The following is a 25,506-nucleotide window of genomic DNA, read 5'->3' on the forward strand; positions in this document are numbered from 1 at the left end:
AAGTTCGTTGTTGATTTTCGCTCACTGCGCTCCAATCAACTATTAAATATCAACATTAAGATTTAACAGAGCCATTTAATAAAGAACTGTACTGGATTTCAGGTCTTTTTCCCGCTCCAGATGAGCGGTCTGATTGACGTAATGGAATTTAACCTGGCCGTTCTGGCGCCACTCCACCTTAGTAATTCCGGTGTTGCCGATCATAAACGGCCGGTTCAGTTCACCCCAGTTTTCACCTGCAATGAGGTACATGAGATAAATGGAAATAAAGCCGCCGTGGGAAACGAGGGCCACTTTTTTACCGCTGTAAGCCGCTGTAAGCTGTTCTGTCACTTTGGCACAGCGCTTTGTGATGTTCTCCACTGTTTCCGCTCCTTCGATTCCCGAGGTGAGAAGCGAATCGATTTTCAGATCCGGAAAGGCCACAGTCATTTCATTACGCGTTTTTCCTTCAAGAGGGCCAAGACCCACTTCACGGATCTGCTCCCATGATACTGCCTCAAGGGGATGCCTTGCAGCAATCGCTTCAGCCGTTTTCCTTGCCCGGCCGAGGTCACTTGTGAAAATGGCGTCCAGATGTGTATCCTTTAACGCTTCCCCTGCGAAATCTGCCTGCATTTCCCCGAGCTTTGACAGGGGGAATTCCGCGTGGCCCTGGATGATGCCTTTTTCATTTGCCTCGGACTGTCCGTGCCGGATCAGATATACAATCATGCTTCGGTTTCGTCCCAGTCCTGCCGGTACTGCTTTGCCTTGTTCTCAAGGTCGTCAAGCATTTCGATGATCCGGTCAATATCTTCCACACCGACTTTTTCAGGATCAATGTTATCAAGCATTGTCATCAGCAGCTCAATGCGCTGGTGAAGGTATTTCATCTGTTCTTGTTTATCGTATACAGGTCCGCCCATAAAGTAGTGGGTCTCCTTTCGTATCAGCCAGTCAGATTTAATCTTTTTTATTGTACCAGAGGCTGCGAAAGGTTCTCAACCGTATTTCGACAAACCTCGGGTGGTGACAGGTACGTGCCTGCCATGTATGATGTATTCTGAAGGAGCGTAATAGAATGTATACATTTAAACCAATCACCACTTCCTATGATCCATGGGAAGCGTATGAAGACATAAAGCAGTTCGGAGAGCCCCGACTGACAAACGTGGAGCTGACGACAACAACGCTGTGCAACATGCGCTGCGAGCATTGTGCTGTCGGCTATACTCTGCAGTCGAAGGATCCTGATCCTCTCCCCCTGGACCTTCTGATCCGCCGTCTGGATGAAGTAAAGGATCTTAAAGCCCTGAGTATTACCGGCGGTGAGCCGATGCTGAATATGACCTCAGTAAGGGAATACGTCGTCCCGCTGCTAAAATACGCCCACGGGCGCGGTGCCCGCACCCAGATCAACTCAAACCTTACCCTGCCGCTTAAGCGATACGATCTGATCGTTCCTTACCTTGATGTGCTCCACATTTCACATAACTACGGCAGTGTGGAGGACTTCAAGGACATCGGCTTCGCAGTAATGGACCGGAAGCCCCCTGAAGAGCAGCGTGAAAAGTACTTTCACCGGATGGTTGAGAACAGCCGGGCTCTGACCGCACAGGGTGTGATGGTATCAGCGGAGACGATGCTGAACAAGCGTACCCTTCCCCACCTTGAAAGCATTCACGACCAGATTGCCGAGATGGGGTGTCAGAGACATGAGGTGCACCCAATGTACCCCAGCGATTTCGGGAGTGCACTGGAAGTGGCATCTCTTAAAGACATCCGTACCGGCATTCACCGTCTGCTCGACCACAAGCGGGACGACGTCTGGATGCTGTTCGGCACACTGCCTTATTATCCTTGCAGCGATGAGGCTGAGGATCTCAGGCTTCTCGAAAGGCTCTATGCAGCGGACGGCGTGACGGTGAGAAATGATCCGGACGGCAGGTCTCGTGTGAACATGAACATTTTTGACGGGACGATTAACGTAACGGATTTTGCTGATGCCCCTGCTCTCGGAAATATTAAAGACACTACTCTGGAGGAAGCCTACGGTACATGGCGTGAAAGTGACCTTTCCAAAACCGTCGACTGTCACTGTCCGGCAGTCGAGTGTCTCGGACCGAACATCCTCGTAAAGGATGCCTATTACCGGGACGTGGATTTTACGGCGCGTGAAACCCGGATTTCGAAGGCAGGCGCTGAGGCAGGGAAGCTGTAGGCGGGCATGGGGTTATAATGTTTACTCCGGCTTTATCGTATTACTTCTTTGCTTCTGACGGGCGTTTTAATTCGATTCGGGCTTTATCGTATTACTTCCCGTGCTTCTGATGGGCGTTTTAATTCGATTCGGGCTTTATCGTATTACTTCACGTGCTTTTAACGGGCGTTTTAATTCGATTCCGGCTTTATCGTATTACTTCCCGTGCTTTTAACGGGCGTTTTAATTCGATTCCGGCTTTATCGTATTACTTCCCGTGCTTTTAACGGGCGTTTTAATTCGATTCCGGCTTTATCGTATTACTTCCCGTGCTTTTAACGGGCGTTTTAATTCGATTCCGGCTTTATCGTATTACTTCCCGTGCTTTTAACGGGCGTTTTAATTCGATTCCGGCTTTATCGTATTACTTCCCGTGCTTTTAACGGGCGTTTTAATTCGATTCCGGCTTTATCGTATTACTTCCCTGCTTTTACCGGGCGTTTTAATTCGATTCCGGCTTTATCGTATTACTTCCCTGCTTTTACCGGGCGTTTTAATTCGATTCCGGCTTTATCGTATTATTTCCCGTGCTTCTGATGGGCGTTTTAATTCGATTCCGGGTTTATCGTATTATTTTCCGTGCTTCTGACTGGCGTTTTAATTCGATTCCGGCTTTATCGTATTACTTCTCGTGCTTTTGATGGGCGTTTTACGGGCTTCAATTGATTCCATCCCAAAAAAAGAACTGTCAAAGCCTCGTAACAAAAGGCCTGACAGTTCTTTTTGGTTTATTTAGGCTGTGGCGACGTAATGAATTTGAAATCAAGGTAGTCCTGGATCGGAATCCAGGCGCCGATTCCCTGCTGGGTCACGTTTTTCACTTCGAGCCAGCGCTCGTCACCTTTCATGCGAAGATAAACTTCACCGTAAGTGACTTTCCCTTTTTCGTTAACCGCAGGAACATAGGCATGCAGGTAGCCGACGTTTTTAGTCGGAACATTATACGTTCGCTCCGCTTTCGTGCCGTATCCGATCACAGTCTGAAAGCTGAGCGGCAGCCTGGTCTTTTCAGCCGCCTCGAGCATCATCATTTTCTGGACCATATCCGCATTGGCAATGTCTGCTGTGAGACCGCCTTTAATCTTTTTCTGCTGTTCCTGCACGAACGACATGGACTTAACTGCGGTCCCGCCGCGGTTATCCGCATAATTGGTATTTACTTTTTCAAACTCCCAGTTCACGGTCGTCTCATCACTGTCGTAGGCAAGCGGCCACTGGCCGAGGTAGATGGATACATTCATTCCGAGGGCCAGCTTAGAGCCCTTGATCGTCGATTCGTTAAACATTTTAATAAGGTCGGGGTTTGCAATCTCAATGTCCGTTGTATCAAGCAGCTCCGATGCCAGGTCACTTGGGTGAAGACGCGGGAGATCCTGTGTCGGATTCGGGTAGGTATTTTCCTTTGAAATACTCATGGCTGAATCAGGAATCAGTTTCTGCTCCTGCTTTTCATCAGGCTTTTCAGCGCCTCCGTCTTCGTCTCCTTCGGCAAAAGCGTAGGAAGTAAAACTCAGTAAACCAATCAGAATCGCAAGTGAAAGGATAATCAGTCGTTTCATGGTGTCCTCCTTTGAAATGGTGCGTAACTGTAGTTTTTCAAAGGAAAAATAAAATTATCCATAAATGTCTGTTACTGATTGGCTTTTTCCTCTTCCTCGAGGATTTTGATCTCGTGCCAGCGCCCGAACCTGTAGTAGCCCACAGCAATAAGGCTGCTGATGACAAAGCTTGCGGCCATACCGATCGGGATCCCGTTTTCCCCGTACTGGGATGCAAAATAGAACGTCAGCGGATAGCGCAGAATCCAGAACGAAATCGTGTTGAGCACAAACACCTGAAACATGGCGCCTGCAGCGCGAACAATGCCGTTCAGGACAAAGTTGATGCCGAGAAACGGGTAGAAAAAGGCAATCGTTTTTACATAATAGGAACCGAACGCAATTGTGTCCGGATCGTCTACAAACAGGCTCACGAGAAATTCGGCGTTCAGGAAAACGAGAGCCCCGATCGACGTGGATACAATAACGATGAGGACCATCCCGCTTTTCGTTATATCGGACACCCGTTCCCAGAGCCTCGCGCCTATATTCTGACCGGCCATGCTGTTCACGGCGGCTCCCAGCGTAAATGCCGGAAGCATAATGAGCATATCCAGACGCTGGGCCGCTCCGAACCCTGCCACGACATCTTCCCCAAACCTGGTGACAACAGTCATGATCGCAAGTACACCACCCGAAATCACCATCATAGACATCCCCGATGGAAGCCCCAGTTTAAAGATCATCTTCAGAAATTTCATTTCCGGGAATCGTGGACGTGAAAAAGGCACGCCTGCCTTCCAGATTGAGAACAGAAGACCGTAAAAGAACGCGGTTCCCTGTGACAGAATCGTTGAATAGGCTGCACCTGCAATCCCGAGTCCGAGGAAGTGGATAAACACCGGGGTGAGCACCGTGTTCAGGATGACGGCAACAAGTACGAAACGAACCGGTGTTTTGCTGTCCCCCAGCGCCCTGAGTACCGTGCCGATGAAGTTATACCCGAACAGAAACACAATTCCGATAAAATTGATCTGAAGATACGTGGTGGCAAGGGGCAGGATATCCCCCGGAGTCCCCATCCACCTGAGAATGGTGCCGGACAGGAAAAAGCCCGTCAGACCCAGGGCGATCGTGAGCGACCCGAGCACCACAACAAAAGCATTAAGGGAATCCTTCAGCCCTTCCGGATCATCGGCTCCTTTCTGCTGGGATAAAACCGTAAGCGCCGCCGTGTTGAGCCCGATGATAAATGAAAGAATCGTAAAAACAACAGTTCCCGAGATCGCAATAGCCCCAAGAGCATTGGCTCCAAGAAGGTTACCGACCCACAGACTGTCGATAATCTGATAGGACGACTGAAGCATATTCGTTAAAAATATCGGTGAGGAAAACAGAATCATCTTTTTCATGATGCTGCCTTCGGTGAAATCATACTGGGTTGTTTTACCGTGCACAGTCTCCCCCCCTCACTGCCTTCCTGAGCTGAAAAGGAAGACGGCATTAACCGCCTTCCCTGAAAGTACGTTTACACGAGCGTAAATGTTTCTTCAATCTCCACACGGCCTTCAACTGTCTGAGCCATCGGGCAGTTTTTACGGGCAAGGTGCACAGCCTTTTCCACCCGCTTTTCAGAAAGGTTTTCTCCTTTAATCGTGTAGTGAAGCGTAATTTTTGTGAGACGGTTCGCTTCTTCCGGTTCCCGCTCCACCTCTGCGTCAATGGTAATATCCTCCACTGTCATCCGCTGTTTTTCCATGACCTTGCGGAGCACTCCGCCGCTGCAGACGGCGATGGAACTTACCATCAGCTGGAACGGGCGGAACCCGTAATCCTCATTTCCCGATACTGTAAGCTTTCCGTATGCCGTTTCTGTTTCAAATGCCTGATCCTTCATTGTAAATTTCATCTCTTATCACCTTAATTCTTTTATAAGTTATGCTTTATTCTACCCTTTTTACCGCTGGTGCGTCATCTAAAATACCCCTTTGCTTTTTTGCCGGTTGGTTCTACAATGAGTAGGTGTGCAATTTGAGCTGAAACAACCAAATAAAATACAAACCCTCTAATTAAAATAAAACCTTAAAAGAAAGGAGCCCTGCCCCATGAATGAGTCATTGCATCACAGCCGGGAAAATAACCCGGTTTTCAGGTACTGGGTTCTGGTCGGCATGGTTCTTATTGCCGGTTTCTCACAGGGGATGCTGCTGCCGGTCCTTGCCGTTATGCTTGAACAGGCCGGGGTTTCTTCCTCGGCAAACGGACTGAACGCTGCTGCCCTGTATATCGGGATCCTCCTCATTTCACCGTTTATCGAACGGCCGGTCAGGACGTTCGGCTACAAACCGGTCATTATTACCGGACTGATTCTTTTAACTGTCTCACTCATGCTGTTTCCGTTCTGGCAGGCGTTCTGGTTCTGGTTTATTCTTCGTGTCATCGTGGGGATTGCCGATAACCTGATTCACTTCTCCACCCAGGTATGGATCAGTACAACCTCATCGAAGGAAAAACGGGGCCGGCAGCTCGCGATGTACGGACTCGCGTTCGGGATGGGCTTCGGTCTCGGTCCGCTCATGACCAGTCTTCTGGCCGTACATGAATTTCTGCCGTTCATTATCGCATCCGTATCAAGCCTGATCGCCTGGGTGTTTATCCTGTTTCTCAGAAACGAATGGCCGGACAATGATCTTGGCACTGCCGGACAGATGAACACGCTGGCCCGTTACAAAAAAGTACTTCAGCTTGCCTGGTTTGCCTTTCTGCCGAGCTTCTGCTTCGGCTACCTGGAAGCCTCACTCCACGGCAACTATCCGGTCTACGCCATGCGGACCGGCATTGAACTGGAATGGGCTGCGGTACTTCTCTCCAGCTTTGTTTTCGGCAGCCTGATCACCCAGATTCCACTGGGAATCCTGAGTGACCGGATCGGCCGGAGTAAAGTTCTGAAAATCATCATTTCACTCGGACTCGCAAGCTTTGTGACGATGAGCTTTGTGGAATCGAACATGTGGCTGCTGCTCGGCTGCTTCATTGTTGCAGGTATGCTGCTCGGCTCTCTTTTCTCCCTGGCGGTTGCCTACATGGCCGATCTCCTCCCTGCTGCACTTCTGCCAACAGGCAACGTCATGATGGGCGTCATGTTTGCTCTCGGGAGTATGACAGGTCCGAGTGCAGGCGGGTGGTTTATCGAAGTGATCGGAGACGGCGCGATCTACTATTCTATCAGCGGAATTCTGGTCGTGATGCTTGCCGGCGCTTTTATCTTTGATTTTACAAACAGGAAAGCAGGAAAGGAAGCATCAGAAGCGGCATAAAGCCGGACTGAATCTCCTTTGATGAAACGGTAAAATAAACAGGTGCCCGGGTTCAAGCGGACCACGGGCACCTGTTTTTATTTCGCTCTTTTCGTAAAGCTGTTTTCGGAAAGATTGTTGTTTTATTCCACTGCAGGTGGACGCTTTTTGGAAATATCAGTATCCCACGAGTCTTGGAATAAACATAACCGCATCTTCCCAGTACGTAATAATCAGGAGAATGAAGATCCCCATTCCGAGAAACGGCAGTATCGATTTTACGAGACTTTCAAACCTGACTTCGGCTATGGAGGAGACGATAAACAATCCCGTGCCCACCGGCGGGGTCAGTAACCCGATCGTCAGGTTAATACAGACGATAACCCCAAAATGAATCGGGTCTATTTCAAAAGCAATGACTAACGGCATCAGCACCGGAATCAGTATAATGAGCGCAGCAATGCCATCAAGAATGGCGCCAAGCAGAAGGAGAATTAAATTCAGCATGAGCAGGAAGACAATCGGGTTTTCAGTCATGGAAAGCATTCCATTTACGATCATTTGAGGCACCTGCTCGAATGCAATCATCCACCCGAATATATTGGCCATGGCGATGAGAAAGGTCACTGTTGCTGTACTCACCACCGTACTGTACAAAATGGAAGGCGCTTTCCTGAGTTTCAGCTCCTTATACCAGAACGTGCCGATCATGTATGCCAGCAGGCAGGCGATCGCAGCTGACTCGGTCGCTGTAAAAGCTCCGCTAAGAATCCCGTATACAATGACAAAAGGAACGGACAGGGCAGGAAGGACATTGACCGATTCCTTAAGAATTGATTTAAACGGAGCTCTCTCGCTTTTCGGAAAGTTAAATCTGTAGCCGAGAACTGCAATCAGTGTTATAAAACCAAGTCCGTAAATAATCCCGGGGACGATTCCTGCAATAAACAGCCCGCCAATCGATGTTCCCGAAAGTGTACCGTAGATAATAAAGATCATACTCGGCGGGATGATCGGTGCGACGATGGACGAGGACAATGTAAGTGCAGCCGAAAAATCACGCTGATATCCCTCCCGCTCCATCTGCGGCACCATGACTTTACTCATCATCGCAGCCTGGGCATTGGCGGACCCCAGAATCGACGCCAGGAACATATTCGAAAGAACCGTAACATAAGCGAGTCCACCTCGAAAATGCCCGATGACGACCCTCGTAAATTTAACGAGACGGGTCGTAATTCCCCCTCCGTTCATAATCTCTCCGGCTAGCATAAAAAGAGGAATTGCCAGAAGTCCGAAGTTATCCAGCCCTGAAAACAGCCGCATCGGAGTGGAATCCAGCAGAACAGGATTCCCTACGAGAATAAAATAAAGAATGGTTGTAATCCCCAAAACTAATGAAATTGGTATGCCAATTAACAGAAAGACGAAAAAAAGGAGAATTAACAGTGTTGTCATTTCGCTTCATCCTCCTTGTACACCTTAACCAGATTGGAGGTAATATGTATTAGAGCGCATGTAAAACCAAACGGAACAGCAGAATAGGGAATCCACATCGGAATGTTGATGGAATTGGCCCGCTGAAAGCCGACACTGGATGACGTAATCCACGTAAAGCTGTAGTAAAGCATGACGATCAGAAACAGAATAATGATCACGTTGGCTGCAGCCAGAAGTGCCTTGCGGACAGCCGGGGGTACATAATCAACAAGAATAGTAACGGAAGCCTGGGCATTGTACTTCAAACCCAGGCTTCCTCCAACAAAACTGATCCAGACAAGAAAGAAGATGGACACTTCGCCTACCCATGAAAGAGGAGCATTCAAGAAATGCCTGAACAGCACCGAAATCGTTAAAAACAACGCCATCAGGAAGATAAGAACAATGGCCAGTCCCTTTTCAAATTTTGCAACTCTGTCACTTAGCGCATTCATTACATTCATTGTATGACTCCCCTTTCCCCTGTCCGTGCTTTATCTGAAAGTATCGATAAACTCCTGAATAAGCGGATCCTGCGGTCCATAGTTTTCATCGAACTGCTCGATCTGTTCGGCAAACACTTCACTGTCCAGTTCATAAATGGTCATTCCCGCGTCCGTAAGCTGCTGTTTGAAATCCTCTTCCTGAGCGGATCTCGTCGTTACGGCGTGATCGGCAGCTGCTTCGAAAGCGTCCCGTATAATCTGCTGATCACCCTCCGTCATTCCTTCAAACAAGTCCTGATTAACAAGAGCGACCGAAGGCCATACCATATGATTGGTAACCGCACCATAATCGACTACTTCGTGGTAATTATTCGTAATCGTTGCATCCAGATCCATGTCCATTCCGTCAATAACTCCAGTCTGAACAGCAGCATAAACTTCCGGCAGAGGCAGACCTTCTGATGCAGCTCCTGTGTAACGGTAGAAGTCCTGGAGCGGAGGACTTGGAGTCACACGAAGTGTAAGGCCTTCCATATCTTCAGGTGACTGAACCTCCCTGTCTCTGAACAGCATGACCCGCTGCCCTGCAAACAGGTAATCAAGACCGATCAGCCCCTGTTCCTCAAGCGTCCCAAGAATATCTTTTGCAACGTCCGACTGTCTGGCTTCGTGGGCTTCTTCCAGTGTTTCAAAAGCGTAAGGTGTAAACCATGCGGAAAAAGCATTCGATCTGGAACTTAAATAGGCTGCTGTAATTAAACCGAAATCGATGGACCCGGCCTCGATCTGCTGAACCATATCCCCTTCTGTTCCGAGCTGGCTTGCCGGGTAAATTTCAAGTGTCATCCGGCCGTCAGACATCTCTTCCAGTTCCTCCCCGAACCTTTCAGCAGCTTCGTGCCACATATGTGAGGTAGGAGTGATATGAGCCAGTTTAAAAGAATATGTTTCTTCGGAATCACCTCCGCCACCCTCGGCACTTCCTGAGTCCGCATCGGTCTCAGCATCTCCACACGCTCCTAAAGCCCCTGCCATAACGGACAGCATTAAGAAAGCAGACAATCGTTTCATCACTTTCACTATAATTCCCCCTATAGTCGCTTTTGGAAAAAATTTCATCCTTACACTCCATAGTGCGTTTGACCTTTAAACAGGCCACCCAAGGAGAGACACAGCTTCCTGATTCTTCCCTGCTTCCAGAAGCCCCCTGATCCTTGTAGAAGAAATAGTTGTTCCACGGGAACAGAAGATGGTTCGGCATTCACAGACTGAAAATTGCCGGTTCAGCATTGCCACGTCTCCTTCACGATTTCTGCCGAACCTGAAATCACGCCCCACGTGAACCTCCTTCGGGTTGAAAACCGACAGATCACAGAGAAATTGTGCAGCACTCCGGGATATATAATCTTCACAGAACCTGGCAACGATGACATAGTCAACACCAAGTGACTGTATACGCCTGATCTTCTCTTCAAGTGGAGAAATGACTTTTACTGATCTGAAAAAGGCTTTAGGCGGAGGATCAAAAGTAAATACTGCACTAGGGATCCGGTGCTTCCTGCTGCTCCTGACCATTTTTCCAATGAGTTCCTGATGACCGCGGTGCACACCGTCAAAAGCCCCTATTGCCATCATGCACCCTTTTGTTCGGTCCGGACTGCCTCCGTATACTTTCATCTCAAGTTACCTCCGGCTGAAAATCTTTTTCGATTTTTTCTCTAAGCTGTTTTCGGAATGATTGTTGTTTTATTCCGCTGCAGGCGGGCACTTTATTCCGTAACAGTCATGTCAAGGGTTCCGAGGTTTTCATAATCAACCCTGATGGTGTCGCCCTCCTGGACATTGACGGCTTCGGTAACGCCGCCGGTGAGAATCACCATTCCTTCTTTCAGGCCGATCCCTTCCTTACTCAGCATCCGGACGAGTTCAGCCACTGAGCGGACGGGATGAGCAAGTACGTCCCTGCCGTATCCCTCATGCTGAAGCTCATTATTGCGGCTGATCGTTACTTTGAGCTTGTCCCACTCCGTGTGGTATGGCGAAAAAGCCTGATTTCCGAGAAGGAATTTGGTGGAAGAGGCATTGTCCGCCACCACATCCTCAAGCGTAAATGAGAAATTTTTGTACCTGCTGTCAATAACCTCAACGGCCGGGACGATGCATTCCGTTGCAAGCCAGACGTCCCGCGGCTGAACCCGGTCTCCTTTTAGATCCTTTTTCAGGATAAAAGCCAGTTCAGGCTCCACTTTAGGGTGTATTAAACCTTTCATTGAAAGCTCAGGGCTATCCATTTCCATCACTGATGTGAGACGGCCGTATATGGCCTCATTCACTCCTACCATCTTCTGCTTGGCAGCGCTCGTAAGCCCCATTTTCCATCCGACAAGCCGTTCGCCCCGGCTGCCTGCTTCATCTATACATATTTTCTGAATTTCATAGGCATCGTCCACTTTGAGGCTAGGGTAATTTAACGTAACCTTTTCCATTTCGATTCCATTTTTCTGGTGGTAGTCTATATGCCGTGCAATCTCCTGCAAGTTCATCCTATTGTCCCTCCTAAATCAGCGCTTCCTTCTTTTTAGCAAGTTCTGCTGCTACATCCACAATCATGTCCTCCTGGCCCCCGACCACTTTACGATTACCGAGTTCTACGAGAATGTCACGAATGTCCAGATTATATTTGCGGGCAGCCTTTTCCGAGTGCAGGAGAAAACTGGAGTAGACACCTGCATATCCGAGAATCAGGCTTCCTTTCTCGATTTCCTGCGGTTTTGGAAGAATTGGGGCAATGACGTCCTGTGCAAGATCCATCATTTCGTAGAGATCTACCCCAGTACTGATGCCCATTTTATCCAGAACGGCTATAAGAACTTCGGTCTGGGTGTTCCCCGCACCGGCTCCCAGACATCTGATGCTTCCATCGACCCTTGTTGCTCCTTCTTCAATCGCCGCGAGCGTGTTGGCCATGGCAAGTGATAAATTGTTGTGCCCGTGAAACCCGATGTCTGCGTGAAGCGACTGCCGGAGTGCACGGATGCGTTCAGCTGTCTCATGTGGAAGCAGTGTACCTGCCGAGTCCACTACATAGACGGTGTCAGCGCCGTAACTCTCCATTAACTGGGCCTGTTTCACCAGTTCTTCCACAGGTGCCATATGGGCCATCATGAGAAAACCGACTGTCTCCATTCCAAGTTCCTTTGCTGCGGAAATGTGCTGCTTCGAGACATCAGCCTCAGTTACGTGTGTAGCAACCCGTACCATACCGGCTCCTTCACGTGCTGCGTCCCGCAATTCATGAACCGTACCGATTCCCGGAAGAAGCAGAACTGAGATTGTGGACTTATCACAGACAGAAGCGGCAGCACTTATCAGTTCTATTTCATGAACTGCCGATTTGCCGTACTGAAGAGATGAACCGCCCAGTCCGTCCCCGTGAGACACCTCGATATAGGGGACGTTGGCTTTATTCAGCCCCTTTGCCACTCTTTTTACCTGATCCGCTGTAAACTGATGGGCAACGGCATGACTTCCGTCACGGAGAGCAACCTCTGTTACGAAAATATCTCTTTTTTTCATGTGTGCCTCCCCTCTGCCTCTGCAAACCCGGCAGCAGCTTTTCCCAGCCTGATTTCAGCCAGCTCCTCTGCTACTTTAACAGCGGCAGCGGTCATAATATCCAGGTTGCCTGCGTAGGTTTCCAGGTAATCTCCCGCTCCTTCCACTTCAGCAAAGACAGTGACCGCGTTTTTGTCAAAGACAGGTTCCGAGCGAAGACGGTAACCCGGTACATACTTCTGCACTTCATTTACCATTTTGTAAATGGAGTCAGTAATCTCCTGTTCTTTCATCCGGCCTTCAGCGACCTCACAGTAGATCGTATCCCGCATCATGATTGGAGGCTCGGCAGGGTTTAAAATAATGATGGCTTTCCCTTTCTTCGCTCCGCCTACCTTTTCAATTCCTTTGCGGGTTGTGATCGTAAATTCATCAATATTGGCTCTTGTACCTGGTCCGGCACTTTTACTTGCAATCGTAGCTGCAATCTCTGCATAATCGACCGGACTTACCCGGTTTACTGCGTGCACAATGGGGATCGTCGCCTGCCCCCCGCATGTAATCAGGTTCAGAGACCTTTCCCGGGTGTAATCTTTCATATTTACAGAAGGAACTACCGAAGGCCCTGCTGCAGCAGGTGTTAAATCAATCAGCTGTTTATCCATCCCTTCAAGTGCTTCAACATGCCTGAAATGAGCTTTTGCAGATGTGGCATCAAAAAGGATGTCCGCCAGTTCCGGCCTTTCGAGAAATCCGTCGATGCCGTTTACGATGACTTTGAGGCCATTTGCTTTCGCCCGTTTCAACCCGTCAGAGTGACGGTCAATTCCGATCATTGTTGTTACTTCCAGTGTTTTTGAGCGCATAAGTTTCATCAGAAGATCGGTTCCGATGTTCCCGGATCCTATGATTCCGACTTTAACCTTTTCCAAAATGACACTCCCCTTGTATTTTGTTGTCTGTCAGAGCGTTTCTGCCGGTTTACCGGAGACACGGTTTCAATTACTGAAGGAGACGGTCACGTCACCGAGTCCACTGAAGACCGCTCTGATCGAATCTCCTCGATGAACATCAACGGCAGCGGAGAGGGCTCCTGACAGCACGATGTCCCCCTCACGAAGCGAAGCACCGTACTCGTAAAGCTTTTCCCCGAGCCAGGCTACGCAGGCTGCCGGGTGACCGAGCACGTCTCTGCCTGTGCCGGAATTTATTAGTTCTTCGTTTTTAAAGAGCTTCATTTCTGTTTTTTCAAGGTCGATTTCTCCAGGCTTGTATCCTTTACTTCCCAGGACAAACAGGCCGCACGAGGCGTTGTCCGCGATCGTATCCTGCAGTTTGATTTTCCAGTCCCCGATCCGGCTGTCCACAATCTCAATGGCCGGCACTACATAATCCGTTGCATCCAGGACATCATCGATGGTCAGATGCTGTCTGTTCAGGCTTTTTTTCATGACGAACGCAATTTCTCCTTCTGCTTTCGGCTGAAGGAGCCTGCCAAACGGAATAGTGCTGCCGTTTTCAAACTCCATGTCCTCGAGCAGATGTCCATAATCAGGCTCGTCCACACCGAGCAGTTTCTGCATGGCAAGAGAGGTCAGGCCGATTTTCTTCCCGACCACCCTGCGCCCCTCACCCGTTTTCCGCTGGATCGTTTCAAGCTGAACGCGGTAAGCGTCCTTAATCGTAAGGTCCGGCTCCAGTTCTGTTAACGGAGCAGCACCATTTCTTTTCTTTTCGGCTTCAAGAAGAACGTCCGAAAGTTCCTGTACACTCCTGTTCATAGATTGCCCCCACTCCGTTTCCCTGTCCTATAGTTTGACCGTGACGTTTGACAGTTCACTGTAAAACTCGAAACTGTGGGCTCCGCCTTCCCGGCCGACACCGCTCTCTTTCATACCTCCAAATGGGGTCCGCAGATCTCTCAGGTACCACGTGTTGATCCATATAATGCCTGCCTCGATCCGGTGCGCCACACGGTGGGCCTTTCGAAGGTCGTTTGTCCAGATCGAGGTGCCCAGCCCATAGCTGGTATCATTTGCAAAACCGACAGCTTCCTCTTCTGTATCAAACGGAATAACGGTGACCACAGGTCCGAAAATCTCTTCCTGAACACATCTGGCCGACTGCTTCAGTCCCGTAACGATGGTTGGCTGGACGTAATACCCTTCTTCAAGCCCCTCAGGCATTGCAGTCCCCCCGGTAATAATTGTGCCTCCTTCTTCCCCGGCCAGATTGATATAGTACTTTACGCGCTCGTAATGCTCACGGCTGACGAGCGCGCCAACATTAGTACGTTCGTCAAATGGATCTCCCACCGTCATTTCTTTTGCTGCACGGCTGAATTTTTCAAGAAATTCGTCATAGATTCTGCTCTCCACGTAAATTCTCGAACCGGCCAGGCATACCTGACCCTGATTTAAAAAACTGGATTTGAGCGTGGTTTCAATTACCTCATCAAGGTCTGAATCAGCAAATATGATGTTAGGATTTTTCCCGCCCAGCTCAAAAGACAGCTTTTTCAGTGAAGGGGCCGCTGCCTGCATGATCGCCGTACCGGTCTTTGTATCACCTGTGAACGTGACTGCGTCTATATCAGGATGAGTTGTAATGGCTTCCCCTGCAGATCCCGGACCAAAACCATGTACAAGATTGACGACACCATCAGGGATACCCGCCTCACTGCAGAGTTCTGCCAGCTTTGTCGCAGTCATTGGGGTCCATTCCGAAGGCTTCATGACTGCCGTGCTTCCGGCCGCCAGACACGGAGCCAGTTTCCATGTAAGCAGGAGCAGGGGAAGGTTCCATGGATTGATCATCCCCACGACACCAACCGGTCTTCTCACTGCATAATGCAGGGCTTTCTGGTCCTGCTGATAGGCTTCTGTCCCCATGGAAGTGAGGTAATCAGCAAAAAAGTAAAAATTGTGGGCTGCACGGGTAATGTCCATTTCAAGAGCGAGCCTGTATGGTTTGCCTGTATCCACGGCTTCCAGATAGGCGAGCTCTTCCCTGTTTTCCAGGATCAGATCGCCGATTCTGCGGATAACTGAGGAACGTTCAAAGGAAGTCATCCTCCCCCATGGTCCCTGCAATGCTTTTTTCGCTGCAGATGCGGCGAGATTCACTTCCTCCTCACCACCGACCGCAATTCTGCCTATCTCCTTTTCTGTAGCCGGATTAATATTACTGACGGTTTCTCCTGACAGGGAATCCATAAATGCTCCGTTGATAAAATGCCTGCAATTGACAGGCTTATATTTGTTAAGACTTTCATGCTCCATGACTCGTGACTGCATGGTAATCTTCCTTTCAGGCGGTATTCTTGCGCAGGAAACCCCGCTGAAAGCCGCTTCCTTGCAGACAGATCTTCAGGATAGCGGCTTTCTCAGGGGCGGGAACTGCTCAGTCCTCCACTTCCACAACAAGTTCAATTTCAATTGCCGTACCATTTGGCAGCTGGGCCATGCCCACAGCCGAACGGGCATGTTTTCCTTTTTCACCCAGAACATCGTTCAGAAGATCCGATGCCCCGTTCATCACTTTCGGCTGACCGGTAAATGTTTCGGTTGAGTTCACAAAACCAAGCAGTTTGACAATCCGACTGATTTTGCCCAGGTCACCGATCTCGTGCTTGAGTACGCTCAGAAGATTTAACATGGACTGTCTTGACGCTTTGTAGCCTTCATCTATAGACAGGTCGTCTCCCAGTTTTCCGTGGTATTCGTCAACTCCCTGGCCCGAGGTAAAAATGAGATTGCCCGTACGGACACAGCTGATGTAGTTCCCCGCTGACTGGCGTGGCGGTTTTAACTCCAGACCAAGTTCGGCTATTTTCTCCTCCGGTGTCAGCGTCTCATTAACCATTTTCAAGCTGCCCCTCTTTTACCCCAAGAAGCTGGAGGGCATTTTTGTAAAGAAGCTTGTCCTTTATTTCATCAGACAGGTCTTCCATCTGATCGATCGTTTTACCCGGAGGTGATTCCTTCAGGAGAAACGGATAGTCGGATCCCATTACAATCCGGTCCTCACCGAATTTTTCGATTAAATATCTTGTATTTCTTTCGTCATAGGTCAGCGCATCAAAATAGAAGTTTTTTACGTACTCGCTTGGCGGTTTTTCCGTCACCCGCAGGTCGGGCCATACCCGCCAGCCCTGGTCCAGCCGCGGAAGAATGTAAGGGAATGAACCGGCCCCGTGAGCAAACCAGAAACGGAGATTCGGACATTTTTCCACCACACCGCCCCAGATCAGACTGGCTGCGGCGAGAGCGGTCTCACTCGGCATACCTACGGTGTACATGAAATTGTGCCGGGGCGTCCGGTCTTTCGCCATCGTTTCCCACGGATGGATGAAGACGAGAACATCCCACTCCTCGGCTTTTTTAAAGAACTCAAGAAATTCCGGTGCATCAAGGTTTTCCCCGTTTACATTCGTGCCGATTTCAATCCCCGACAGCCCCAGCTCATGGACACAGCGGTCCATCTCTTTGATGGCGGCTTTTGGATCCTGCATCGGCACGGTGCCAAGACCGATAAAACGGTTCGGTCGGTCTTTGACCATTTTTCCAATGAAGTTATTCTGGAGCTGAATCATCTCCAGTGCCTGGTCCACCGGGGCCCAGTAGGAAAAAGTAACCGGAATCGGTGAGACGACCTGCATGTCAATCCCTTCACGGTCCATATCCGCAATGATTTTCTCCGGTGACCAGACCTGGTCCGTGACCTTCCGGAAAAGCTTCCCGGAGACCATGATGTCTGCTTCTGACTCGCTTGTCTTCACGACAACCGGCCACCTGTCCTGCCCGTACTTTTCCTGAAAATCAGGCAAGTCCGGTGGCATCACGTGTGTATGAGCGTCTATTCTCATTTCACAGCACCCTCTTCTTCCGGCTGCCAGACATCCACTTCCTCAGGCATTACGTGTCCACACTTATCGCACGTTCGAAGTTCCCTGCTTCCATTAAATTCCTCAATCGCTGCTTTTACCTGGGTTTCAATATTGGTCAGCTGCACTGTTGCTCTGTGCATTTCATGGTTGCAGTTATCGCAGAACCAGACGAAGTGCTCGAGCTCACCTTTGGCACGTTTTCTTTCCAGTACGATGCCGTACGTATCAGCCACGCGGTGCGGAGAATGAGGAACATCAGCAGGAAGCATGAATACCTCGCCTTCCTTTACCGTCACCACTTCACGCTCACCTTTATCGTTAATGCACTCCACGTAGCAGTCGCCTTTCATCTGATAGAAAAATTCATCTGAAGGATCAATGTGGAAATCTCTCCGGCGGTTAGGGCCCCCCAGAAGCATGGCGATGAATTCGGAATCCTCCCACAGCACTTTATTGTTTACCGGCGGCTTTAGAAGGTGCTTGTTTTCCTCGACCATCTGCATTAGGTTAAACGCTCTTGATTTCAGATCCATTTAAAATTCCTCCTTGGATTTTGGAAAAGTATTTTTGTAACCGCTTTCAAATTGAATCAATATAACCCAGGTCCCTGGAGATTGAACTGGCGGTTTTCCTGACGTTCTGAATAATTTCATCACGCCGGCTTCCCTCCATGTAGCTGACCGGTCCCACCATGTTCAGCGCTGCAACTGTCTGACCGGTGTAGGATTGAATAGGAGCTGCAATTCCGTACAGTCCGAGCTCGTTCTCGTTGTTACTGATCGAGTACCCCTGTTTACGGATTTCCCTGAGCTCAGCCCTGAATTTTTTCACACAGGTGATCGTATTTGCTGCACGCTGTGTCAATCCTTTTGATATCGTAGGCTGAATGTAGGAAGGATTGTAGGATAAAAGGATTTTACCTGTGCTCGTACAGTAGGCCGGCTTCCTGGACCCGACAAATGTAGGGACCGGAACGGAATCTTTTGCAGAAACTTTAAGCACAAATCTGACTTCACCCGCATCAAACATGCCAATATGGACGGTACCGTTATACTTGTTGATTAACCCCTCCACGAGAGGAATCGCCTCATTGTAAATATCCTGCTGGTACATGACATGGTTGCTCCATTCAAGAAGCTTCCACCCCAGCCTGTACTTCTTTCGGCTGTCCTGAATAAGAAGGCCTTCTGCACAGAGCGTTTTTACCAGATGATGAACCGTACTCACGTTCATACCGAGCATTTCTGCAATTTCCCTGTTACCGAGAACCGGTTTTTCATTGGTAAAACAGTCTAAAATCCTCGTAATCTTCTGAACCGACGATATCATTCCCCGCACCCCTTAATGTATGAACATATGAACTTAACCCCCGGACTACCGTTCGACATTGATTTTTCAGTTGGTTTCAGTCATTCTCGTCTTCAAGGGCGGTGAGCCTTTTAATGCATCCCTCACGTTGGAAAACGTCTGCTTCTTTTTATACTGGTTATAGAAAATGGCACGCTTGCGGATCGGGTCACCTGTATAATAGCGTTCGTACTGAAGGAGACGCTGCCCGAACGCTTCTCCACAGAGATCCCACGCCAATTTGAAAATGTGAACTCTCTCTTCGGCAGAAACCCCTGCACGGCCGCCGTAATATTTGTCCAGGTGGGATCGGAGTTCCTCGTTTTCAAAGTCTGCGCCGGTTGGAGACATGAGAAGTCCTCCTGCACCGATAATCTGCATGACTTCAATGGCCCGCGGATACATGGTCGGAAGCATTCCTCTGATCGTTTCAAGAGGAGCAGCTGCCGGTCTCACTTCCCCTGTAGGCAGTGTTTCGTATTCCCGTTCGGCAGTTCTCAACAGTGAGCGGATCGTTTCCACATTCTGAACGAGTTCCCCCAGATCAGTCTGTACATTGAGATACTGATCAACGCCGATTGAATCCGCCAGTTTACAGGCGACTTCAGTTGCAAATTCCAGCTTTACATACCCTCTGACTCCTGACTGGTGAGCCGGCTGCTGGTTAATGCCTGTCTTTGAATACAACAGATTGCCTGCTTCCACATTGTTATACATGAAGACCCGGTTCCATGGTACGAGCACGTCATCAAAAGCCAGCACGGCATCCATTTCCTCGAACCTTGAAGCAAGCGGGTGATCGAACAGAGACCGTTTGCCATCCTGCATCTGCTCGCGGCAGATGAGCTTAAGTCCCGGAGTGTCCACTGGAACTGCAAAGGCGAGTGCGTATCTTTCATCGCCCGGCGCAAATCCCGGAAACGAGTAGATAATCACTTCGTCTGTCACCGGAGCCAGTGTGGCAAGCATTTTCGCTCCCCTGACGATCAGCCCGTCATCGGTTTCCTTCACCACACCAAGGTGTGTAAACATATCTTCCTGTTCGTAGGAAGCTTTGCTCCTGTCGTTCTGCGGGTTAATAATGGCATGCGTTAAAAACAGGTCGTTCTTTTTTATATAGTTGTAGTAGCTGATGACGTTTCCTGACCAGTCCGGGTGGTATTTATCCAGAAACTCCGGGTTGCCTGCCATATTCGTGACAACTGTATTCAGGAAATCAGGCGTACGCCCCATGAGACCGAATGTGGCTCTTGCATACACCTCAAAAGCCCGGCTTCGCGCCTGAATATCTTCCGCACTCTTCGGCAGAAGAAAGGAGTTGTTTGCCCGCTCTCCCGTCTCGCTGCAGACATGGGTAATCTGATCCTGGTATTCCGGGTCGTGCTGGAGATCATAGAGCTTTGCAATTTCTTTAATCGGCTGCTGAAACACGGGATGATTATAAACATCCGTTATCCGCTCTCCGCCCATCCAGACTTCCGGCTGCCTGGACTTTATGGCGCTAATGTACTCGTTTCCTGTTCTGATTCCCATTGCACTACCTCCGTTATTGGTTTACTCTCTGGTTTTCTCTGATCTGATCGTTCAGGAACTTTCCTCTGCAGAACATGAGCGGTTCACCATTACCGTAGGAAAACTCCTTTATTTCACCCAGGTAAAGAATGTGGTCGCCCGCCTCATGACGCTGCCACGGCATACATTCAAAATTGGCGAGCGCACCTTTGAGCCGGGGGCCTGTGTCTGTCTCCTCCCATTCAACCTCGAACCCTTCCTGCTCTTTGCCGGCAAACTGCCAGGCCGTCTTTTCCTGATCGGACGAAAGAATGTTCACAACAAACGGACGATCCTCCAGCATGCTGCAGGCTTTCGCCTTTTTATCGATGGATACAAGCAGTAAAGGGGGATCAAGAGAGACGGAAGTAAATGCGTTCACGGTGATTCCGTGATACCGGTCATCTTTTTTCCATGTCACAACCGTGACACCGGTTGCAAAATGACCGAAACAGTTTCTCAGTTCACGTACGTCCATTCCAACACCTCCAGTTAGTCTCAGCCGGTTCCGTGTCATTTCAGAATGAGAATGATTTATTATCTCTCATCTTTGGATACCGGAATTTAACCATAGTATAGATTACACAATGTTCTAAATAATTAAAAAAATTCATATTCTGAAATTCGTACAAAAAAATTAATATTTATGTCAGGGATTCTGTCAAATTGATTTAAATTTTAAAATATTTTGAATTAACTTCATTTTACCTTCTCTGTTTTTGTCGTATCAACAACTATTTGTGATTGCAGGGAAACAGAGTATTTTTGTAGGCTCTGTTAAAGTTCGTTGTTGATTTTCGCTCACTGCGCTCCCTTTCCGCGGGCACCACTGCAGCCTCCTCGGAAAAACCGCCCTGCGGGGTCTTCCGTTGGTGCTTTTCCCGCAGGAGTGTCGCGCGTTCGCTCCAATCAACTTTTAAAAATCAACATTAAGCTTTAACAGAGCCTTTATGTAAGGGGGAACTTCATCAAAACAAAAGAGCGACTCATAAAAATGAGTCGCTCCGTAAGGATTTTCTGTGAAATTAAAATACGTTGGCAAGCACCTGTGACGGCTTGGCATTTGCCATATTCTTGTGTACAGACTTACCGACATTTACCCGCAGCTGGGATTCGAGGGTTCTTGTCATTTCCGGCTCCCCTACAAGATAAACGGTTTTCCACTTCCGGTCCCGGTTCATCTGTTCGATATTTCCGGCAATATCCTTGTAAAAGCGCTGCATATTCTCCTCAAAGCGCTGCTGGAATTTATCCACGTGACTTGCGCCCGACTGAATGAAGTTGGTTGCCCCCATTCCATCCTTGAACGTCCATTTTTCAGCTTCAGGATCGAATGTATAGGTGCGCGTGTCGTTCACTTCTCCGAGGGAAGTATCGATAATACGGATTTCATCCATATTTGTAAGGACAATTCCCGAAGTCGGATACTCCTCCTGAAGTTTTTCAAGCTGGTCGGTTACCGGGCTGTTTTCCCAGTGAAACTGTGTTTCCACCGGGAGCTGCAGATAATGAACCGACCAGAGATCCCTCTCCTCAGAAGCGAAAATGACGACGCTTTTCTGCAGGTTCGTCTGGTTCCCGTGAATTTCCTTCTCCACTTTATCCTTGATTTTCCGGTAGTTCTTGAGCGGCTCGTCATTCGTGCTCGCTTCTAAGTATTCCTCGAGTTTTCTCAACCCGTTTTTCAGCCGGATCTTCCATTCACCTTTCTGCTGGTCCTGGTTTGACCGGTCCGTATTTAAATAAACGCTCAGTACGCATTTTCCTTCTGGGCATTTGTAATCCTTTAGAGTTTCCAATTCCTTAGCTAGTGCCATGAATGAACCTCCTTTAAAAGCTTGTAATAGGTATGTAGCCTGAAACAGGGGTGCTCAAACTACAATTTGTTCATTATATGTACTCGGAACCGGGGGATGGTATGTGTAAATTTTTCAATGAATGCCGGGGCAGGGATAGGAACGAGCCGTTACGAAAAGGTATAATATCCTGCAGAAAGGAACACAGGATGTCGGGTTAATAGCGGTCAGCCCTGCTAAGCTGTTCTATGAAGGGAGGTCACCGGTATGGAGTCACTTGAGAGGCTGAATGACGCACTTTCGTTCATCGAGGAAAATCTGGAAGAGAGCATCGATTACAAAGAGGTGGCACGGATAGCTTGCTGTTCGGAATTTCACTTTAAGCGGATGTTTTCATTTCTGGCGGGCATTACGCTCTCCGAATACATCCGTAAGCGCAGGCTTACTCAGGCAGCATTCGATCTGAGGGCCGGGAATGCAAAAGTACTGGATATCGCCTTAAAGTATGGATACGCTTCACCTGATGCCTTTGCCAGAGCGTTTCAGAATCTGCATGGCATGACGCCCAGTGTAGCTCGCAAAAGTGGATTGTCTCTGAAGGCATATCCCCGGATGACCTTCCAGTTAACCGTGAAAGGGGCTGGGGAATTGAATTACCGAATTGAAGAGAAAGAAGCATTCCGCGTGGCAGGAGTAATGAAGCGCATTACACTGATCTACAGCGGGACAAATTCTGATATCAGCGAAATGCTTCAGAAAACACCGCAGGAAACATTCGAAAGAATTAAAAAGCTGTCTGATTTGGAGCCGTCCGGGATCATTCATGTGTGCACCAACTTTTCCGAGGGAAGAGAAGACAATGGTGAACTGGATTATTACATCGCAGCTGCAACGTCGAAGCCATGTCCCGAGGATTTTGATGACCTCGAGGTAGAGGCAGCCACCTGGGCTGTTTTTGAAGTGAGTGGTGACTGGGAGAAAGTTCAGGAGGCGTGGGGTCGAATCTATGCCGAATGGTTTCCATCATCCGGCTTTGAACTCAATAAAGGGCCTGAAATTCTTGCCAGTACAGACCGGTTCAGCGAGATATGGATACCTGTAAAGAAGAAATAGAGCACGATAAGAAAAGCACCCGGCTCCGGGTGCTTTTCTTGTGGTCACAGGCCTAGTGGTAGCTGTTGCGTCCGTTTGCACTGCTGCTTGTCTTGTTGTTTCCGTGGGGACGATGCTTGTTGTTGTTTTTTACGTTATGATTCTGTTTGTTTTTACTCAAGAGAAAAACCTCCAATACCATAATGTAAACACCTGTGATCACGAAAAGGGGATCACATCGTGAGTGTGCGATCCCCTTTTCAACCTGCTCCCCATCCACTCTCCATCAACAGCCATTGCCTGGTCATTGCGCCTCCGGCAAAGCCATACAATGACCATAAGAAAGCTTCATCTGCGAAGTGCAGGGCGTTAAGAGCTGCGTCTGTAGCCCTTCCGCAGGATTAGATTGTGTCTTTTGTTTCTCCGTTATCCTTTTCGGATGAAGGTAATTGTTTCCGCCCGGATTCTTCCCCACTCTCAAGGGGAATGACATCTTCGGATGGAAGTGCTTTTTCCGTTTTCTGCTTCAGCTGGGAAAAGCTCTGTTCGAATTCCTCTCTTGCTTCCTGGATCGTTCCGAGAATATCGTACGTGTGCTCCTTCAGATGCTGGGATGTTTCAACAATCGTCTGAATGTCCTCGGAGGCATCCTCCACGATTTCCGCTACCCGTTCTGCGGAAGCTTTAATGTGGTTAACAAAAGGTTCCCGGTTCTCCCTGATAAAAGTCAGAAGTTCATTCGTTCTGTCATTGAGAGTTTCGAATGTGGCCGTTACCTTTGTGCGGGCCGTTTTATTTGATGCAACATAAAGCAGCCCGACTGCCGCTCCGGTAATAAGTCCGCCGTAAATCCAGTTCTTTCCTGATTTTCCGCTCATAATCCGCCTCCTCATCATCTTGCCATGTTCTTCATTCTATCTTACCAACATTTAACCGCAATGAAAACTTGACTTCCTCCTTTTCCGGCAAAAAATGAGGTTTTTCCGCTTCCACCCCCTGTTTAATGGGGTATACAGATTAATAGCCTGTTCCCTGAAAAAACAAACAGGATCCGGGAAGCAAGCATTGTTTTCTTCCGGACCCTGTATTAACGACATGAGCCGAGCGAACAATCAGTCAACTGCCCTGTAATAAAAAACGCCATTCTCCTGTCTGACTGTCATCTCTCCGTTTACTTCAAGCAGGTCGAGGTGTCCGAGCGTTTCCGACAGTGTCAGCCCCGGCTGCTTTTTGTACATCTGGGGATAGAGCCTCACACAGATCTCAAAGGCTGTAAGAGTTTCACTACCGGCAAGGTTCTTTATGGCTGCGGCTTTCTCCAGCTGTTTTCCCAGTCTCTCCTCAATCAGCTCAGCCGGGTTATCCACAGGCTCTCCGTGTCCGGAGAATGCCCGTCTCACATGACGGCACTTTTTCAGGGAGTCCCGGTACTGCAGGAGTGTTTTAGGACGGTCTTCTCCTTCAACGTAGGGAGCTTCGATAATGGCGTTGGAGGAAATATGTTTAATCAGATGATCCCCGGAAATAAGTACCCCGTCCGACTCCCTGAACAGGGAGATCTGCGATTGTGCATGCCCGGGAGTTTCTATAACGCTCCAGCCCGGAAGTCCCGGAATTCCGTCGTTTTCCTTTAACACGCCTGCCATATTGCCCCGGCTCGCATAGCCGGCATAATAACTGTTTGCACCCTCAATCATCTTTCTGACGGAATCCGGCACCCCATGGGAACGGTAAAGATCACTGAAAAAGCGGGCTTTATGTTCATGAAATGAATGGTTATTTTCCAGCCACGGCAGAAGTTTTTCATGGCCGTAAAGCGCTGCATGACTGAACATTTCCGTCAGGCCGATATGATCAGGATGATGATGCGTCAGAATAAGAACTTCAATGTCCTGGGGACGATAACCGAGCCTGCCGAGCTCTTCAGTTATAACACTCCGTGCCTCCTCAGTATTCGGTCCCGTATCCACCAGCGTGAGTGCTTCCCCCTCGATCACATACACATTGACCGGTCCAACAAGAAACGGTGTCGGAATGGTCAGAGCGTAGACCGAAGGAGCCACTTCCTTCGTTTTTACCAACATGGCGCCTCCTCAAAAAATGAATACTCATTCAGTTTGTTTTCTTTATTTTATCCGAATTCACCGTTTTTGTCATGGAAAATATACGCAGGCTGCGCTATACTGAAAACTTCACTTTTTCCCCAGATGGAAATATCCACAACCACTCCGTTTCCGGGGAAAACCGCTGAAGACTCGCGATCCAGAAAGGGTCAG

General features: G+C 48.8%; 26 protein-coding genes. 3 read left to right on the forward strand and 23 right to left on the reverse strand.

Translation table 11 applies throughout. The annotated features are described in order from the left end of the window. Positions 1-75: 75 nt before the first annotated feature. Together FGB90_RS15530 and FGB90_RS15535 are read right to left on the reverse strand one after the other, a co-directional pair. Positions 76-714 (reverse strand): histidine phosphatase family protein, encoded by a 639-nt coding sequence (locus FGB90_RS15530; protein ID WP_138811777.1) that lies wholly within the window; start codon positions 712-714, stop codon positions 76-78. Next, positions 711-908, reverse strand: coding sequence for an SE1561 family protein (locus tag FGB90_RS15535; RefSeq protein ID WP_138811778.1), 198 nt, complete (start codon positions 906-908; stop codon positions 711-713). Before FGB90_RS15535 ends, FGB90_RS15530 begins: the two co-directional genes overlap by 4 nt. A gap of 155 nt (positions 909-1,063) precedes the next feature. Between FGB90_RS15535 and yfkAB the strand changes: the two genes are divergently transcribed. After that, positions 1,064-2,203 (forward strand): radical SAM/CxCxxxxC motif protein YfkAB, encoded by a 1,140-nt coding sequence (yfkAB, locus tag FGB90_RS15540; protein WP_138811779.1) that lies wholly within the window; start codon positions 1,064-1,066, stop codon positions 2,201-2,203. A gap of 767 nt (positions 2,204-2,970) precedes the next feature. On the opposite strand, the gene FGB90_RS15545 is transcribed toward yfkAB, so the two are convergent. The 3 genes from FGB90_RS15545 to FGB90_RS15555 form a co-directional block, all read right to left on the reverse strand. Next, positions 2,971-3,801, reverse strand: coding sequence for a YfkD famly protein (locus FGB90_RS15545; RefSeq protein WP_138811780.1), 831 nt, complete (start codon positions 3,799-3,801; stop codon positions 2,971-2,973). 71 nt (positions 3,802-3,872) lie between these two features. Further along, positions 3,873-5,192, reverse strand: a complete 1,320-nt coding sequence (locus FGB90_RS15550; RefSeq protein WP_138811936.1) for an MATE family efflux transporter — start codon at positions 5,190-5,192, stop codon at positions 3,873-3,875. A 116-nt stretch (positions 5,193-5,308) separates the two neighbouring features. Continuing rightward, positions 5,309-5,689, reverse strand: a complete 381-nt coding sequence (locus FGB90_RS15555; protein WP_138811781.1) for an OsmC family protein — start codon at positions 5,687-5,689, stop codon at positions 5,309-5,311. 196 nt (positions 5,690-5,885) lie between these two features. On the opposite strand from FGB90_RS15555, the gene FGB90_RS15560 reads away from it, so the two are divergent. Continuing rightward, positions 5,886-7,097 carry an MFS transporter gene (locus FGB90_RS15560; RefSeq protein ID WP_138811782.1) on the forward strand — a complete coding sequence of 404 codons (1,212 nt, stop codon included), beginning with the start codon at positions 5,886-5,888 and terminating at the stop codon, positions 7,095-7,097. Between the two features lie 156 nt (positions 7,098-7,253). On the opposite strand, the gene FGB90_RS15565 is transcribed toward FGB90_RS15560, so the two are convergent. The 16 genes from FGB90_RS15565 to FGB90_RS15640 form a co-directional block, all read right to left on the reverse strand. After that, positions 7,254-8,534, reverse strand: a complete 1,281-nt coding sequence (locus FGB90_RS15565; RefSeq protein WP_138811783.1) for a TRAP transporter large permease — start codon at positions 8,532-8,534, stop codon at positions 7,254-7,256. Then, positions 8,531-9,019: a TRAP transporter small permease gene (locus tag FGB90_RS15570; RefSeq protein WP_246056210.1), complete on the reverse strand. Its 489-nt coding sequence runs from the start codon at positions 9,017-9,019 to the stop codon at positions 8,531-8,533. Before FGB90_RS15570 ends, FGB90_RS15565 begins: the two co-directional genes overlap by 4 nt. A 30-nt stretch (positions 9,020-9,049) precedes the next feature. Then, positions 9,050-10,072 (reverse strand): TRAP transporter substrate-binding protein, encoded by a 1,023-nt coding sequence (locus FGB90_RS15575; RefSeq protein WP_138811938.1) that lies wholly within the window; start codon positions 10,070-10,072, stop codon positions 9,050-9,052. Between the two features lie 75 nt (positions 10,073-10,147). Further along, entirely contained in the window at positions 10,148-10,678 is a 531-nt protein-coding gene (locus tag FGB90_RS15580) for an FAD synthetase (protein ID WP_138811784.1), read from the reverse strand. A 92-nt stretch (positions 10,679-10,770) separates the two neighbouring features. Beyond that, positions 10,771-11,544, reverse strand: a complete 774-nt coding sequence (locus tag FGB90_RS15585; protein WP_138811785.1) for a 2-keto-4-pentenoate hydratase — start codon at positions 11,542-11,544, stop codon at positions 10,771-10,773. Positions 11,545-11,557: 13 nt separating this feature from the next. Continuing rightward, complete coding sequence (gene dmpG, locus FGB90_RS15590; protein ID WP_138811786.1) at positions 11,558-12,577, reverse strand: 4-hydroxy-2-oxovalerate aldolase; 1,020 nt, start codon at positions 12,575-12,577, stop codon at positions 11,558-11,560. Then, a complete protein-coding gene (locus FGB90_RS15595; protein ID WP_138811787.1) occupies positions 12,574-13,488 on the reverse strand; it encodes an acetaldehyde dehydrogenase (acetylating) in 915 nt (304 codons plus the stop codon). The genes dmpG and FGB90_RS15595 overlap by 4 nt, the downstream gene beginning before the upstream one ends. Positions 13,489-13,554: 66 nt before the next feature. Beyond that, positions 13,555-14,337: a 2-keto-4-pentenoate hydratase gene (locus FGB90_RS15600; RefSeq protein WP_138811788.1), complete on the reverse strand. Its 783-nt coding sequence runs from the start codon at positions 14,335-14,337 to the stop codon at positions 13,555-13,557. Positions 14,338-14,364: 27 nt separating this feature from the next. Further along, positions 14,365-15,852, reverse strand: a complete 1,488-nt coding sequence (locus FGB90_RS15605) for an aldehyde dehydrogenase (RefSeq protein ID WP_138811789.1) — start codon at positions 15,850-15,852, stop codon at positions 14,365-14,367. A gap of 106 nt (positions 15,853-15,958) precedes the next feature. Next, positions 15,959-16,420, reverse strand: a complete 462-nt coding sequence (locus FGB90_RS15610) for a RidA family protein (RefSeq protein ID WP_138811939.1) — start codon at positions 16,418-16,420, stop codon at positions 15,959-15,961. Then, positions 16,413-17,423: an amidohydrolase family protein gene (locus FGB90_RS15615; protein ID WP_138811790.1), complete on the reverse strand. Its 1,011-nt coding sequence runs from the start codon at positions 17,421-17,423 to the stop codon at positions 16,413-16,415. The genes FGB90_RS15610 and FGB90_RS15615 overlap by 8 nt, the downstream gene beginning before the upstream one ends. Beyond that, positions 17,420-17,977 carry a 3-hydroxyanthranilate 3,4-dioxygenase gene (locus FGB90_RS15620; RefSeq protein ID WP_138811791.1) on the reverse strand — a complete coding sequence of 186 codons (558 nt, stop codon included), beginning with the start codon at positions 17,975-17,977 and terminating at the stop codon, positions 17,420-17,422. The genes FGB90_RS15615 and FGB90_RS15620 overlap by 4 nt, the downstream gene beginning before the upstream one ends. A 46-nt stretch (positions 17,978-18,023) precedes the next feature. Beyond that, positions 18,024-18,773: an IclR family transcriptional regulator gene (locus FGB90_RS15625; RefSeq protein ID WP_138811792.1), complete on the reverse strand. Its 750-nt coding sequence runs from the start codon at positions 18,771-18,773 to the stop codon at positions 18,024-18,026. A 66-nt stretch (positions 18,774-18,839) separates the two neighbouring features. Next, the gene (locus tag FGB90_RS15630; protein ID WP_138811793.1) at positions 18,840-20,324 is read right to left on the reverse strand and encodes a 4-hydroxyphenylacetate 3-hydroxylase family protein; all 1,485 of its coding nucleotides are present in this window, start codon (positions 20,322-20,324) and stop codon (positions 18,840-18,842) included. Between the two features lie 13 nt (positions 20,325-20,337). Further along, positions 20,338-20,820: a flavin reductase family protein gene (locus FGB90_RS15635; RefSeq protein ID WP_138811794.1), complete on the reverse strand. Its 483-nt coding sequence runs from the start codon at positions 20,818-20,820 to the stop codon at positions 20,338-20,340. 547 nt (positions 20,821-21,367) lie between these two features. After that, entirely contained in the window at positions 21,368-22,159 is a 792-nt protein-coding gene (locus FGB90_RS15640) for a VLRF1 family aeRF1-type release factor (RefSeq protein WP_138811795.1), read from the reverse strand. Positions 22,160-22,405: 246 nt separating this feature from the next. On the opposite strand from FGB90_RS15640, the gene FGB90_RS15645 reads away from it, so the two are divergent. After that, positions 22,406-23,251, forward strand: a complete 846-nt coding sequence (locus FGB90_RS15645; RefSeq protein WP_138811796.1) for an AraC family transcriptional regulator — start codon at positions 22,406-22,408, stop codon at positions 23,249-23,251. A gap of 380 nt (positions 23,252-23,631) precedes the next feature. On the opposite strand, the gene FGB90_RS15650 is transcribed toward FGB90_RS15645, so the two are convergent. After that, complete coding sequence (locus tag FGB90_RS15650; protein WP_138811797.1) at positions 23,632-24,108, reverse strand: hypothetical protein; 477 nt, start codon at positions 24,106-24,108, stop codon at positions 23,632-23,634. Positions 24,109-24,342: 234 nt separating this feature from the next. After that, on the reverse strand, positions 24,343-25,314 hold the full coding sequence (locus tag FGB90_RS15655) for an MBL fold metallo-hydrolase (protein WP_138811798.1): 972 nt from the start codon (positions 25,312-25,314) through the stop codon (positions 24,343-24,345). Positions 25,315-25,506 lie beyond the last annotated feature (192 nt).

It is taken from the genome of Alteribacter natronophilus, from assembly GCF_006007885.1.
In the GTDB taxonomy this organism is placed as follows: domain Bacteria; phylum Bacillota; class Bacilli; order Bacillales; family Salisediminibacteriaceae; genus Alteribacter; species Alteribacter natronophilus.